This is a genomic window from Pandoraea sp. SD6-2, from assembly GCF_000389825.1.
In the GTDB taxonomy this organism is placed as follows: Bacteria; Pseudomonadota; Gammaproteobacteria; order Burkholderiales; family Burkholderiaceae; genus Pandoraea; species Pandoraea communis.
In genome coordinates this window covers 302,778-317,306 of sequence record NZ_KB944454.1, presented here as the reverse complement: position 1 = coordinate 317,306, position 14,529 = coordinate 302,778, and the positions used below count along the sequence as shown (strand labels likewise).

Sequence of the window (14,529 nt, the reverse complement as noted above, 5' to 3'; positions counted from 1 at the left end):
TGTGCGAAATAAATTCCATATTCGTCCCTTCCACTGACAGACGCTACGCAATCCCCCCGGAGTCTGCGAGCGCCGGGGAGTTGTGTCATGCCATCGCTTGCCGTCGAAATTCCTGCCGTTGACGCCTATCCGCTGGGCGCACATGCCTGGTATCCCGACGCGTTGCCTGCGCGAGGTGTCGTGCTGATTCATCCAGCGACGGCTGTGCCGGAACGTCTCTATTTCGCCTTCGCGCAATACGTCGCGCAGCGCGGTCTGATCGCCGTCACTTACAGCTATCGCGGCATCGACGGATCTCGCCCGCCGGCGCTACGTGGTTTCCCGGCGCGCATGCGCGACTGGGCCGATTTGGATGTCGAAGGTGTCACCCGTTGGGCGTTCGAGAGGTATCCGTCGCTGCCGGTCTATGCCGTGGGACACAGTTTCGGCGGCCATGCCATCGGGTTGTGCGAAAGTTCGAATCGACTGGTCGCCGCCGTGCAGGTGGCTTCGCATGCCGGGTCAATGCGTGTGGTGAGCCACCGGCGAGAGCGCGCGCGCATCACCGTGCTGATGCACTGGGTGGCGCCGGTGCTGGCGCGTCTTGCCGGGTATCTGCCAGGCAGAAAGTTGGGCTTTGGCGAGGACTTGCCCGCAGGTGTGCTGCTTGAATGGCGTGGATGGACCCGGTTGCCGAACTACTTCTTCGACGACCCGACGCTCGACGCCGAAGCGCGCTTCGCGCATGTGCGCACACCGATCCTGTCGTTGGGGTTCGACGACGACCTCTGGGCCACGCCGATGGGCATCGACATGTTGGTCTCCCGGCTTCGGAACGCCCCGGTGACGCGTCGAGAAATTCCCGCCATTCGTTCGGATGCCGGATCGATCGGGCATATGGGATACTTCCGCCAACGTTCCGGTGCGTTTCTATGGCCGGAAACCGTAGACTGGCTACTGTCGGCGGGATCGACGAGCGTCGCAGCAGGATCGAACGATCATGGCGTGGCGGGACCCGCGCGGCAGGGCGTGTCGATGCCTGTGACGACGATACCGTCTCCGATTGCACCGACGTGACAACGACGTAACTACGATTCCATCAGACCGAATGCCAAAACGCCGACCCCCCGCTGCCGCCGAGACCGCCGAGGCCATCAAGAAACCGGGAAAAGGCGAGGCTGCCGAGCGCAGACTGTTCTTCCTGCTCAACGTCGGTCAGCGGCGTGTCCAGCGATGGATCGATGCGCGGGCTGGCGATAGCGCCAGCGTGAGCGCTGCGCAGGCCGGTGTGCTCTTCTATCTGCTGCACCACGAAGATGCGCTCGTGGGCGAAGTTGGCGCGGCGTTGCAGCTCTCGCCCTCGTCGATGACGGGACTGGCGAACCGTATGGTCACCGCAGGCCTGCTCACCCGCCGCGCCGACGCCGACGACGGTCGCGCCACGCGCTTGCGTATCACGGCGGCCGGACACAAGGCGATGGCCCGTGCCCGCGACATCCTTGCGGACCTCAATGCGCTGCTGCACGATGATTTCACCGAGGCGGAACTCGACGTCGTTGCACGCTGGCTAGGCAATCTGCAGCGCCGGTTCCCGGCCGAGACGTAATCCGGCCGGGCGACGCCTCACTGCGCCGTCAATGAATCGCCAGCGCGTTGGCTTGTGCGTTGGCGACACCTGCCACCACATTCACGCCGATATTGCCCGATGCGCCCATCAGCGCGCGGTCCCCGAGCGACGCGTTCATCGCGCCGGTGACGGTCGCGGTATCGCGAAGCGTCTGACGGGTATCGATCGCAACGTGTGAAGCCCTCGCCAGCACGAGCTGGTTCGACTGCGCGTTGAGGGCGCCGGCGGCAACGTTCACGCCGAAGTTACCGTGCGCGTCGCGCAGGGCGTCGGTGCCGAGCGTGGCGGCCTGGCTGCCGCCAAAGACGGCATTGCCGGTGATAGCTTGTCGGGTGGAAAGCTGGGCGACGGTAGCGTCGTCGGGCGGGGCTGCGAAGGCCGACGCGTGGGCGACGGCCAATGCGAAAACACTCAGCAAAGCGAGACGCGTCATGTTGATCTTCCCCAGATCGTCCGTTGGGACGGATATCTGGATATCGGCACCTGTGGTGCTCGGGTTGAACGATTTTTCATGTGCCGCACATGCGCCGGGCAATGGATGGTTTGCCCCTGCACCGACGCGTCGCGTCACTGAAAGCCGCCGTCATTCCCATGACCGCTGCGGCACGCATTTTCGCACGGCGGCACCAGACTGCGCCGCCGTGCATTGACGTCAGACGTCGACACCCGAGTCTGCCTTGACGCGCGAGATTACGCCGGTTCTCCCGCGCCGTTCGCGAGTCCTGCCGCGTCGCTGTGCGATTGCGTTGCAGCTTGCTGTTGCACCGACGCCGATTTCTTGTGGTCGATCAGCAACACGGCCACGACTGCGACGACGGCGGGAATCGCGATCGCGATGAAGTTCTGCTGCAACGGCAGCGACATGCTCACGAGCACGCCGATCACGATGGGCGCGAGAATGGCGCCGCTGCGTCCCACCCCCGAGGCCCAGCCGATGCCCGTGCCGCGCGCGGCCATCGGGTAGAACTGGCCCGCATAGGCATAGGTGACGATCTGCGTGCCGATGGTCGACGCGCCGGCCAACCCCACGAGTACGAACAGCACCGGCGTCGGCACCTTCACACCCAGCAACGTGATCGACACGGCGGCGAGCGCATACATGCCGACGAGCACGTACTTGATGTTGAAGCGATCCGCGAGCCAGCCGCCGCCGATGGCGCCGAGCATCGCCCCGAAGTTCAGCACCAGCACGAACGTGAGCGCCGAGCCGAGGCTGTAGCCGGCACTGGCCATGAGCTTCGCGAGCCACGAGCTGAGCGCGTACACCATGAACAGGCACATGAAGAACACCACCCACAGCATGACGGTGCTGAATCCGCGGCCGTCCTGAAACAGGCGCGACAGCGGCGCGGCCTGCTTGCGATCCGTCGTGGGCAGCGCGAACTGATCGCCCGGCTGCGCGGCATAGTGCGGCGCAAGCCGGGAGAGCACTTGCTTGAGCGCATCGAGGCGGCCCGTGCGGATCAGGAAGGGCATCGACTCCGGCAGCGCTTTCATCGCGAAGGGCACGAGCAGCGCGGGCAGACCTGCCGCCAGAAAGACGGACTGCCATCCATACGATTCGATCAGGCCTTTGCCAAGCAGGGCGGCGAGCATGCCCCCGACCGAGTAGCCCGAAAACATGAGGGTGACGAGTGTGCCGCGCAGTCTGCGCGGTGAGTACTCCGTCATCTGGGCGACGACGATCGGCATCACGCCGCCGATCCCGACCCCCGCGAAAAAGCGCGTGACGGAGAAGCTGATCGGCTCGTGTGTGAAACCCGCGGCGGCGGTGAAGAGCGAGAACATCAGCACGCAAATGGCGATGGCTTTGCGGCGGCCGATGCTGTCGGCCACCATGCCCATCACGATAGCGCCGAACATCATGCCGAAGAGCGCGGCGCTGACCATGAAGCCGGCGCTGGTGGCGTCCACGTTCATCGCCTTCATGATCGACGGCAGCGCAATGCCTGCGACCGCGAGGTCGTAGCCGTCGAAGATGATGATGAGCGCGCACCAAAGCAGAATGCGGCCGTGATAGCCGTTAAAGCGCGCTTCGTCGGCCAGGTGGTGTACGTCGATGTGTCGCATGCGGGTGTCTCCATAACGAATCCGCCCTCCGTCGAAACGCGGAGAGTCTTGGGGATGTCTTGACCGACGCAAGCGGCACCAGGCCGAGCCACACCGGCACGGCCTGCGGCCGTTGCCAATGCAGCAAACCACCTCTGTGAACAGCGAAGGGTGGTTTTTATGCAATATTGTGCATGCAGTAAACGCGAATTGATCGCCAACTGCAAGGGTAATTTGCCCGTTTCAGGGTTTTACATGAGAAAACACGGCACGTAAGTGCCTGTTTAATTGCGGTGGGTGGTGTTGCGCAGAGGGAGGGGTGTGCAGCGGCAAGACGCCGCCGCACGTAGCGGCGGGATGCAACTTATTGCTTGGCGACCGAGAACGGGGGGAGCTGATAGCTCCAGGTCTCGCTCACAGCTTTGCCGCCCGCGACGAGGGCAGCCCGCAGTTCCACGACCTTGGCCGGGTCTTTGACCATCACGCGCAGATTCAGGCGCATGCCACGCGTAACCGGATTCGGTTGCAGCGTCTGCTCGATGAGGGTGGCGTTATCGCTCACGCTGACCTGCGGCGTGACCGAGCCTGCGGGCAGAGAGGCGAGCGGGCCGCCGTCGAAGTCCACGATGAGTCCGGTGCTGCCGTCGAAATGACGAATCAGATTGGCTTGCGTGATCTCGCCGGCGGTGCGAAGCGTCTGCTTCACCCAGGCCAGATTGCGGTCGATGATGCTGCGCTCGTTCATCGTCCAGTGGATCGTGTAATCGGCCTGCAACGGCTGGCCCTTGGGCGGCAACTGGTCAGGCGTCCAGAACGCGCCGATGTTGTCGTTGGTTTCGTCCGGCGACGGAATCTCCACCAGTTCGATATGCCCCTTGCCCCAATCGCCTTGCGGTTCGATCCAGGCGCTCGGGCGCAGATCGTAGCGATCCTTCAGGTCTTCGTACTGAGCGAAATCGCGTCCGCGCTGGAGCAGTCCGAAGCCGCGCGGATTCGTGACCTGAAACTGGCTGATGGCGAGATGGCGCGGATTGTTCAGCGGACGCCAGATCCACTCGCCGTTGCCGGCGTGAATCGCAAGCCCGTTCGAGTCGTGCAATGCCGGGCGGAAGTTGTACGGGTCGCGCTGCTGATTCGGTCCGAACAGGAACATGCTCGTGAGTGGCGCGATGCCGAGCTTGGTCACCGGTCCGCGCATGAACACCCGTGCCTGCACCTTCAACACGGAGTCTTCGCCCGGTGCCAGATCGAAACGATAAGCGCCGGTGGCACGCTTCGAGTCGAGCAGTGCGTAGAAGACCAGATGCTTCTCGCCCGGCTTCGGGCGTTCGATCCAGAACTCGCGGAAGGCCGGAAATTCCTCGGCAATCGGCAGGCCCGTGTCGATGGCCAGACCGCGTGCCGACAGGCCGTAGATCTGTCCTTTGCCGATCACGCGGAAATAACTCGCGCCCAGCACGCTCATGACCTCGTCGAGCTTGCCGGGTTCGTTGATCGGGTACAGCACGCGAAAGCCCGCGTAGCCGAGGTTTTGCGTGGCGCTGCGCTCGAGCTTGAGGTCGCCGAAGTCGAAGCGGCGGGTGTCGTACTTGATCTCGTCGATCTTTGCGTTGCTGCCGCTGCCGACGATCTCGTTGATCTTCACCGGCGTGCTGAACTGCATGCCCTGGTGATAGAAACCCAGCCGGAACGGCGTGGCCTGATCGTTCCATTCGAACGTCTCGCGCCGGGGCTGGATCTTGATGTAGTCGCCGAACTGCATGTTCGCAAACGCGGGCGTGAGGTTGCTCACCGGTGCGGTGTAGGGCTTGTCGGCAAGCCCCTTCGCGCGGGCAGTCACATCGTCGAGGGAGAACGCATGGGCATGCGCCGCGCTCAACAAGGCGGCGCCTGCCACAAGTGCCGGCAAGAACGAACGCATGTGCCGATGCCAGGACATGGCGGGGGAAAACAGAACCACGAATCTCTCCAGAAGTTGGGGGGAGGTACCAAGTCTCATAAGCGTCTCATGACACACGGATCTGCGCAAAAAACGGGGCGGAATCGCTTCGAAGATACCGATTGTGGCAAAGTATCGCACTTCGCCGTTACGTGTCCGGCGCGTTTCTCCGGACCGGGTAACGCCAGTTGATACGACGGGGGCTGCCGCAGACAACCTTACCGGCATCCTCGCGTCGCGCCACATTGGATCGCTATCAGATGAGAATGTTCTGTGCGCTGGCTCTTGCCGCCAGCCTCGTAGTGGCGCCGGCCTTTGCCGACGCGCCTTCCGGCCCGAATAACGGTGCGCCGGGCAATGCCCCGGTTGCCATGCCGTCTCCTGCCGCCAAACAGGCGTTCATCGACGATCTCATCGCGCGCATGACGCTCGACGAGAAGATCGGTCAGTTGCGCCTGATCAGCATCGGGGCGGATATGCCGCAACCCATGCTCATCAAGGAGATTGCCGCCGGTCGCGTGGGGGGCACGTTCAACTCGGTCACACGCGAGGATAACCGTCCGTTGCAGGACGCCGCCGCCAAGCAAAGCCGCCTGAAGATTCCCATCTTCTTCGCCTACGACATCGTGCACGGGCATCGTACCGTGTTCCCGATCAGCCTCGGGCTGGCGTCGAGCTGGGATATGTCGGTGGTGAAGCAAGCGGCGCGCGTGGCCGCCATCGAAGCGAGTGCCGACGGATTGGACGCGACTTTCGCACCAATGGTCGACATCTCGCGCGATCCGCGCTGGGGGCGCACGTCGGAAGGCTTCGGCGAAGACCCCTATCTGGTTTCGCAGAGCGCGCGTGCCAGCGTGCAGGGGTTTCAGGGCGCCTCGCCCGCGAACCCCGACAGCCTGATGGCTTTCGTGAAGCACTTCGCGCTGTATGGCGCGGTGGAGGGCGGGCGCGATTACAACGTCGTCGACATGAGCCTGATGCGTATGTATCAGGACTATCTGCCGCCGTATCGCGCGGGCCTCGACGCAGGCGCCGGCGGTGTGATGATTGCACTGAACTCCATCAACGGAACCCCGGCCACGTCGAACAAGTGGTTGCTGCGTGACCTGCTGCGCGATGAATGGGGTTTCAAAGGCGTGACCGTGAGCGACCACGGGGCCATCGAGGAACTGATGCGTCACGGCGTGGCGAAGGACGGCCGCGAGGCGGCGAAACTGGCCATCGAGGCGGGCGTCGACATGAGCATGGCCGACGTGCAGTACCTCAAGCAGTTGCCCGATCTCGTGAAATCCGGCGCCGTGCCGATGCGTGACATCGACAGCGCCGTGCGCGAAGTGCTTGGCGCGAAGTACGACATGGGGTTGTTTGCCGACCCGTATCGCCGTATCGGGAACGCCGCGCAGGACCCGAAGGACGTGAATGCCGAAAGCCGCCTGCATCGTGACGCCGCCCGCGACGCGGCTCGCAAGTCGCTCGTCCTGCTGGAGAATCGGCACGACACGCTGCCGCTTCGCAAGGCGGGCAGAATCGCGGTGATCGGGCCGCTCGCCGACGCGAAGATCGACGTCATGGGAAGCTGGTCGGCAGCGGGCAAGGCGTCGCAGGCTGTCACGCTGCTCCAGGGCGTGCGAGATGCCCTCGGCAAGCAGGCGCAGGTAAGCTATGCGCGCGGTGCGAACATTACCGACGACCCGCGCGTGGTGGAATATCTCAACTTCCTCGACTGGGACAATCCGGAAGTCGTGCAGGACAAGCGTACCCCGCAACAGATGATCGACGAAGCCGTGCAGGTCGCACGCCATGCCGACACGTTGATTGTGGCGGTTGGCGAATCGCGCGGCATGTCGCATGAGGCGTCGAGCCGCACGAGCCTGTCGCTGCCGGGCAGTCAACTCGCGCTGCTGCAGGCCCTCAAGGCAACGGGCAAGCCGCTGGTCGTGGTGCTGATGAATGGCCGTCCGCTCGATCTGAACTGGCCGAAGGCCAACGCAGACGCCATGCTCGAGACGTGGTACGCGGGCACCGAAGGCGGTCACGCGATCGCGGACGTGTTGTTCGGCGACTACAACCCGTCGGGCAAGCTGCCGATTACGTTCCCTCGCTCGATCGGCCAGATTCCGGCGTACTACAACCAGTTGCGCATCGGCCGGCCGTTCACGCCGGGCAAGCCGGCCAACTACACGTCGCAATATTTCGACGCGCAGTACGGCCCGCTGTACCCCTTCGGCTATGGCTTGAGCTACACGACATTCAGCGTGTCCGACGTTACGCTCTCGTCGCGCACGATGGCCAGGGGCGGCACGCTCGAGGCGAGCGTGACGGTGCGCAACACGGGCAAGCGCGATGGCGAGACGGTCGTGCAGTTGTATCTGCAGGACGTTGCGGCATCGGTCGTGCGTCCGGTCAAGGAACTCAAGGGCTTCCGCAAGATCCTGCTCAAGGCAGGGGAGTCGCGTGAAGTGCGCTTCGCAATTGACGAAGACATGCTCAAGTTCTACAACGCCCAACTGAAATATGTCGCAGAACCTGGCGACTTCAACGTGCAGATCGGCCTCGATTCCGAGCACGTCCAGCAACAGGGCTTCGTGCTTCAGTAAGCCCATGTTTGCCCTGCCCCGTGTCGTGCGCGCTCAGGAAGCGGCGACGCGGGGCCATCCATCCCGCATCGATGCCTACCCCAGTCGCGGACCGAGCGTGAGGCGCGTGGCCGTCATGTGTCCGGTATGGCATCCGTCATGCAAATGATGCTGTACGAAGGCGCTGGGCGTCATGCCGCAGATGCGTTTGAAGTGCCGTGCCAGATGGCTCTGATCGAAGAAGCCGACTTCGGTGGCGACCAGCGAGCCGGGTACGCCGGCAAGCAGCAGACGCTGTGCGGCGGCCACACGTACCCGGCACAAGTAGCGGTACGGCGCATCTTCGAAGCGCTCGCGAAAGGCCGTGGCGAAGCGCGATACCGAGAGCGAGCAGAGGTCGGCGAGTTGCGCGACAGTGAGCGGCTCGTAGAAATACGCGTCGATGTAGGCACGTGCGTCGTCGAGCGTGCCGTGTACCGACCGTTCGACGAGCCGTCCGCGCGACGCGCGAGGGTCCGTTGCCATGCGGGCGGAGAGGCAGACCGGTGAGCGCGGATTCATGATGAAGTCGCCGAGGGCGCGGGGGTAGCGTTGGGGTTGGGGGCGGGCGTGGCACCGGGCGTATCGTCGTCCTGACGACGGGCGAAGCGCCGGATCGCGAACGGTTGCAGATCGATTTCAGTGCGGCCCGTAGCGATCAGCTCCGCGAGCGTTTCACCGACACCGGGACCGATCTGGAAACCTGAACCGCAGAAACCGAACGCGTAGTAGAGCCCGTCGGTGGTGCCGCTCTCGCCGATCACGGGTTCGCTATCGGGCAGATAGCTCTCGACACCGCTCCACACACGGATGATGTGCAGCGGGGCGACCGCCGGTACGAGCCGGCGGAACTGGCGCAGTTGCCCCAACGTGTTCTCGGGCAGCACTGCGGCGCGCGACGTGTCCACATCGGCAGGTCCGGGCGGGCCGCCGCCGAGGATGATGTTGCCGCGCGGAATCTGCCGGAAATAGATGCTCTCTTCCTTGATCGACGTATAGACGCCCATCGACGAGCGGAACACGTAGGGCACCGGTTCGGTGACGGCCATTTGCGGACCGTGCACGCTCAGGGGGGCCGATTCGCCGAACTGGGTCGCGAGCGCATTGCTCCACGCACCGGCACAGATGACGAGGCGCCCCGCATGGAACACCTGAGCGTCGGTCGTCTCGACGCGAAAGCCCGCCGGGGTCTTCTCGACATGCCGGACCGACACGTTCTCCCGAATATCGGCGCCGAGCGCAGCGGCCGCTCGCGCAAAGGCGGGCGCGGCCAGACGCGGGTTGGCATGCCCGTCGAGCGGCGAAATCGATGCCGCCAACACTTCGGGACCGAGGAACGGAAAGCGCTTGCGCATCGCTGTACCGTGCAGCACTTCGAGGTCGAGCCCGTACTCGCGCGCGGCAGTGGCGTAGTTGTCGAAATAGTCGGCGTCGTGCGCATGATAGGCCACGCGCGTATGTCCCGACGGCAGGAATTCGACGTCGCTGCCGAGCAGATCGCGTGCGGCATACCAGATGCGCAGTGCACGATTGGACATCGCCAGTTGCGGCAAGGCGCGGCCTTGCCGCCGCACGCCACCGAAGTTGGTGCCGCTGGCCTGTTGCCCGGTCATCTGCCGTTCGAGCAGGATGACCGACAACCCGTGCCGGCGCAGGAAGAATGCCGTACTGCAACCCATGATGCCGCCGCCGATCAGCAGGACGTCGGCCTGGGCGGTGGGCGAGGCGGACGTCGTCATGCGGTCTCCGTGGAGGTCGTATGTACCGCGTCGGCGGCACCTGTCGATGCGTGCTCCGCGCAAGCGGGCGCTGGTGCGAGCGCGACCGGCAGCGGTTTGACCGGCGCTTGTCCGCGTAGCCGGCCGACCGCCGACACGGGCACGCCCAGCGCACCTGCCATCACTTCGGCGCCGGCATGCGCGCAGAAGCGCCCCTGACAGCGGCCCATGCCCACACGAGAGAACGCTTTGGCACGATTGGCTTCCGTGGCACCGGCTTGCAGCGTCACCTGCCGCAGTTGCCCGGCCGTAATGCCTTCGCAACGGCAGACCATGGTGTCGTCGGGCAGTTGTCTGGCGTGTTGCGCTGGCCACGGGAAGGCCGTGCGCAGCCCTGCTGCAAAGCGTGTGAAACGGGCAAGTGCGTCACGCAGTTTCGCGGAATCGTCGAACTTCGGGGCAACCCCCAGATCGCGCATGGCCGCCAACGCAGCGAGCCGTCCCGCAGACTCGGCGGCGTCGGCGCCGCGCACGCGGACCCCGTCGCCGGCCAGATAAACGCCGGGCACGCTGCTGCGCCCGTCGGTGTCGATGCGCGGCACCCACTGACCGAGCGCATCGTCGAAATCGAAGGCACATCCCGCGAGATCGGCCACTTGTGTTTCGGGGCGCAGATGAAAGCCCATCGCCACGGCGTCGGTCTCGACGTGCAGTGCGGTGCCGTCTGCAAGGTTCACGTGCACACCTCGCACGCCGAGTTCGGCGTCACCGTCGATGCGCACGGGCGTCACGCCGCGATGCAGGGGCACGCCGGCCGCGCGCAACGAACGCAGCAGCGCGGCGCCCTTGAGCAGCACGCCCGGCTTGGCGAGCAATTGTGGCAGCGCGCGCAGGCGAGCACTGGCGGGCGAGGTGTCGAGCACGGCCGCAACGGTGGCACCCGCCTTCACATATTGCGCGGCGAGCAGATAGAGCAATGGCCCGGTGCCGAGCATCACGGTACGTGCGCCCACGGCGCAGCCCTGCGATTTCAGCGCGACCTGCGCGCCGCCCAGACTGTACGTGCCGGCATGCTGCCACCCAGGCACCGGCATGAGCCGATCGGTCGCACCGGTGCACACCAGCAGCGCGTCGAATGCCACGCTGGACGCGCCTTGCGCATTGGCCAGATGGACGGCGCCATCGCGGATATTCCATACGAGCGTTTCCGGCAGGTAGTCGATATGCGGGCGCAGCCCGTCGAAGGTTTCGTGAAGGTGGCGAGCGCGGTCTGCCTCGGTGCCATACAGCGCGGTATAACTGCGCCGGAAGCCTTCGGGCTGGCGGCGGTAGATCTGCCCGCCGTCGCGCCGGCCTTCGTCGATCACCACCGGACGCACGCCCGCCTCGACGAGCGCGGCAGCGGCGCGCACGCCGGCCGGGCCCGCGCCGATCACCACTACGCGAGCGGCCATAGATCCCCTCCGGTTTCCGATGCCGCGCGCATCGGCGCGGTCTCGTCGTCACCGCGGCGAACCAGTCGCGTGACGATATCCATGCCGGCGGCCACCGGCGTTGTGCAGGCGCGCAACCGTCCGCCGTCGCGCGTCCACACCCAGCAATCCTGGCAGGCGCCCATGACGCAGAAGCCGGCGCGCCGCTCGGGCCCGAACTCGGCATCGCGCAGCGCGCCTTGCAAGCTCAGGATGGCGACCATCAGCGTGTCGCCTTCATACGCTTGAACGGGCTTCGCGTCGACGCGAAGCATCACGGCGGGCCGGTCCGTTTCGGCTAGCCGCACGAAGCGTGCCGGGGCGGGCAGTGGGCTCATGCGCTCAACTCCGGCTCGCGCGACGCCAGCGTTGCGCTCTGCAACGTATCGAGATCGTCGGCCGCGTGATGACAGAGGATGGCGGCGCCGTTCTGAAGCACTTTGAGCGACGGCGGCGTGACGTTGCATTTGCCGTCGATGCGCACCGGACAGCGCGAGCGGAACGCGCACAGCTCGGCAACATCGGCAGCGGTGCCGAGCGGCGGCAGCGCGCCCGAGAGGCACGCGCGGCGTTCGTCGAGCCACCCCTGGCGCAGCGCAGGCACCGAATCGATGAGCAGGCGAGTGTACGGATGCCACGGCGGCGAACTCAGCACCTCACGTGCACCGGATTCCACGCGTTGACCGGCGTACAGCACCACGACTTCGTCGCAAATCGCGCGCACGGTCGAAATATCGTGACTGATGAACAGATACGACAGGCCAAGCTCGCGACGCAGTTCGGCGAGCAGATCGATGATGGCGGCACCCACGACGGTATCGAGTGCCGACGTCACTTCGTCGCATAGGATCAACGACGGCTCGGCGGCCAGCGCGCGCGCCAGGTTCACGCGCTGCTTTTGACCGCCGGACAGGCCACCGGGCGTGCGATCGAGCAGCGTGGCCGGCAGGCGTACGCGGTCGAGCAGGGCGAGCGTACGCTGCTTCGCGGCATCGCCCTTGAGTCCGTGATAGAGCTTGAGCGGACGGGCGAGGATGTCGGCGATCGAATGACTCGGATTGAGTGCGGTGTCGGCGTTCTGGAAAACGATCTGGATGCGGCGATAGTGTTCGGCCGTGCGTTCGCTCAAGGTGTCGGGCAGCGCGCGGCCGTCGAACAGCACTTCGCCGCGTGCGCGCGGTACGAGCCCGGCGACCACGCGTGCGAGCGTGGTCTTGCCCGAGCCCGATTCGCCGATCACGCCGACGGCACTCCCTTTTTCGATGCGCAGACTGACGTCGTCGAGCACGCGCACGGCGGGCAGGCCATGACGGTCGCGATTGCCGTAGCCGGCATGCAGTCCGCGAATTTCCAGCAGCGGCACGGTTCCCTTGGACGAACTTGCCGGGGCCGGTGGTGTGCCGTCATGCCGGCGTGCGGCCAGCAACTCGCGGGTGTAGGCGTCGTCGGGGCTGTGCAGCACCTTGGCGGTGGTGCCGATCTCGCGCACGGTGCCGCCATTGAGCACCACGACCTGATCGGCCATCTGTGCCACGACAGCGAGATCGTGCGACACGTACACGGCCGTGGTGCCAAGCTCGCGCACCACCTTCTTGAAGGCGGCGAGCACCTCGATCTGCGTGGTCACGTCGAGCGCGGTGGTCGGTTCGTCGAACACCACGACTGCCGGATCGGTGATCAGCGCCATGGCCGCCATGAGCCGCTGCAACTGCCCGCCCGAGACCTGATGCGGATAACGTGCGCCGATGGTCTCCGGCGACGGCAAGGCCAGCGCACGGAACAGCTCGATGGCCTTGGCACGCGCCTGGGCGGCGCTGGCGGTCTTGTGCAGCAGGGCGGGCTCGATGACCTGATCCATGATCGTGCGCGCCGGGTTGAAGCCGGCCGACGCACTCTGTGCGACGTACGCGACGGTACGGGCGCGCAGCGAACGGCGGGCGCGATCGTCGAGCGAGAGCACGTCGATGTCGCCGATGCGGATCTGTCCGCCGGCGATTTCGCAGCCGCTGCGGGCATAGCCGAGCAGCGACAGTGCAATGGTGGTTTTGCCGGAGCCCGACTCGCCGATCAGCGCGAGCACTTCGCCGCGACGAACCGAGAAGTCGACGCCGCGCACGATTTCGGTGGTAGTGCCGTGGCTGTGCGCAATCACACGCAAGCCACGCACGTCGATCATGGGGGCAGACGAATCGACGTGAGTCTTGGTGGCGGTCATTTCGCACCTCCCGGGCCGAAGGCGCCACGCCGGCGCAGGTTGTCGATCAGCAGGTTCACGCCGATGGTCAGCGAGGCGATGGCGATGGCCGGCATCAGCACGGCGGGGGCGCCTTCCGAGAGACCGCCGATGTTCTCGCGCACCAGCGAACCCCAGTCGGCGTTGGGCGGTTGCACGCCGAGGCCCAGGAACGACAGGCCGGAGAGCAGCAGCACGATGAACACGAAGCGCAGGCCGAAGTCGGCAAGCATCGGATGGATCATGTTAGGCAGCACTTCCACGCGGGCGATATAGAAGAGCTTCTCGCCACGGGCGCGGGCGACCTGCACGTATTCCAGCGTCATCAGGTTGACGGCCAGTGCGCGCGAAATGCGGAACGCGCCGGGAATGTAGGCGAAGGCGGCGATGCCGATCAGCAGTGTATTGCCCGAGCCAAACGCGGCGATGACCACCAGCGCCAGTACCTTGCTCGGGATCGACACCAGGGCGTCGAAGATGCGCGAGAGCACTTCGTCCACCCAGCGCGGCGAGACTGCGGCGAGCAGGCCGAAGCTGGTGCCGATCACGCTGGCCAGTACGGCGGCGGCTAGCGCGATGCCGACGGTGAAGCGCGTGCCGATCAGGATGCGGCTGAGCATGTCGCGGCCGAGATAGTCGGTGCCGAGCGGGAATGCGGCGCTGTAGGCGCCGAACACATCGCCGGAGGTGATGGTGCCGCTCTGGTGCGGGGCGATCGACGGCCCGATGCAGGCGATCAGCAACCAGAACAGCACCAGCGTGCCGCCGATCATGCCGAGCCACGACACGCGCTCGCGCAGACGGGCAAGCAGGCCGGGACGAGTGGGAGCGGGCGCCGTGAGGGCGTCGGGAGTCGAGGGTACGGACATGGCGGGAACGATAGCCTTGGCTGCGCTC

The 14,529-nt window shown here is 65.5% G+C and carries 12 protein-coding genes; 3 read left to right on the top strand and 9 right to left on the bottom strand.

Translation table 11 applies throughout. From position 1 onward, the window contains the following. Window positions 1-87: 87 nt before the first annotated feature. Both C266_RS17810 and C266_RS17805 read left to right on the top strand, forming a co-directional pair. On the top strand, window positions 88-1,056 hold the full coding sequence (locus tag C266_RS17810) for an alpha/beta fold hydrolase (protein ID WP_010804976.1): 969 nt from the start codon (window positions 88-90) through the stop codon (window positions 1,054-1,056). Between the two features lie 31 nt (window positions 1,057-1,087). Beyond that, complete coding sequence (locus C266_RS17805; protein ID WP_010804977.1) at window positions 1,088-1,585, top strand: MarR family winged helix-turn-helix transcriptional regulator; 498 nt, start codon at window positions 1,088-1,090, stop codon at window positions 1,583-1,585. Between the two features lie 28 nt (window positions 1,586-1,613). Here the strand turns inward: C266_RS17805 and C266_RS26345 are convergent, their stop codons facing one another. From C266_RS26345 to C266_RS17790, 3 genes are all read right to left on the bottom strand, one after another. After that, a complete protein-coding gene (locus tag C266_RS26345) occupies window positions 1,614-2,039 on the bottom strand; it encodes a hypothetical protein (RefSeq protein ID WP_010804978.1) in 426 nt (141 codons plus the stop codon). A 257-nt stretch (window positions 2,040-2,296) separates the two neighbouring features. Next, window positions 2,297-3,676, bottom strand: coding sequence for an MFS transporter (locus C266_RS17795; protein WP_010804979.1), 1,380 nt, complete (start codon window positions 3,674-3,676; stop codon window positions 2,297-2,299). A 343-nt stretch (window positions 3,677-4,019) separates the two neighbouring features. After that, window positions 4,020-5,576, bottom strand: coding sequence for a glucan biosynthesis protein G (locus C266_RS17790; RefSeq protein WP_010804980.1), 1,557 nt, complete (start codon window positions 5,574-5,576; stop codon window positions 4,020-4,022). 284 nt (window positions 5,577-5,860) lie between these two features. On the opposite strand from C266_RS17790, the gene bglX reads away from it, so the two are divergent. Continuing rightward, on the top strand, window positions 5,861-8,191 hold the full coding sequence (gene bglX / locus C266_RS17785) for a beta-glucosidase BglX (protein ID WP_010804981.1): 2,331 nt from the start codon (window positions 5,861-5,863) through the stop codon (window positions 8,189-8,191). A 75-nt stretch (window positions 8,192-8,266) separates the two neighbouring features. Here bglX and C266_RS17780 read toward each other — a convergent pair whose 3' ends face one another. Genes C266_RS17780 through C266_RS17755 form a run of 6 tightly spaced genes read right to left on the bottom strand, consistent with a single transcriptional unit; the run spans window position 8,267 to window position 14,501 of the window. Further along, on the bottom strand, window positions 8,267-8,695 hold the full coding sequence (locus tag C266_RS17780) for a helix-turn-helix transcriptional regulator (RefSeq protein WP_174979334.1): 429 nt from the start codon (window positions 8,693-8,695) through the stop codon (window positions 8,267-8,269). Between the two features lie 32 nt (window positions 8,696-8,727). Then, window positions 8,728-9,948, bottom strand: a complete 1,221-nt coding sequence (locus tag C266_RS17775; protein ID WP_010804983.1) for an FAD-binding oxidoreductase — start codon at window positions 9,946-9,948, stop codon at window positions 8,728-8,730. After that, on the bottom strand, window positions 9,945-11,381 hold the full coding sequence (locus tag C266_RS17770) for an NAD(P)/FAD-dependent oxidoreductase (RefSeq protein ID WP_010804984.1): 1,437 nt from the start codon (window positions 11,379-11,381) through the stop codon (window positions 9,945-9,947). The genes C266_RS17775 and C266_RS17770 overlap by 4 nt, the downstream gene beginning before the upstream one ends. After that, window positions 11,366-11,737 carry a (2Fe-2S)-binding protein gene (locus tag C266_RS17765; RefSeq protein ID WP_010804985.1) on the bottom strand — a complete coding sequence of 124 codons (372 nt, stop codon included), beginning with the start codon at window positions 11,735-11,737 and terminating at the stop codon, window positions 11,366-11,368. Before C266_RS17765 ends, C266_RS17770 begins: the two co-directional genes overlap by 16 nt. Then, window positions 11,734-13,614 (bottom strand): ABC transporter ATP-binding protein, encoded by a 1,881-nt coding sequence (locus tag C266_RS17760; RefSeq protein WP_010804986.1) that lies wholly within the window; start codon window positions 13,612-13,614, stop codon window positions 11,734-11,736. The genes C266_RS17765 and C266_RS17760 overlap by 4 nt, the downstream gene beginning before the upstream one ends. Continuing rightward, window positions 13,611-14,501 (bottom strand): ABC transporter permease, encoded by an 891-nt coding sequence (locus tag C266_RS17755; protein ID WP_010804987.1) that lies wholly within the window; start codon window positions 14,499-14,501, stop codon window positions 13,611-13,613. The genes C266_RS17760 and C266_RS17755 overlap by 4 nt, the downstream gene beginning before the upstream one ends. Window positions 14,502-14,529: the final 28 nt, after the last annotated feature.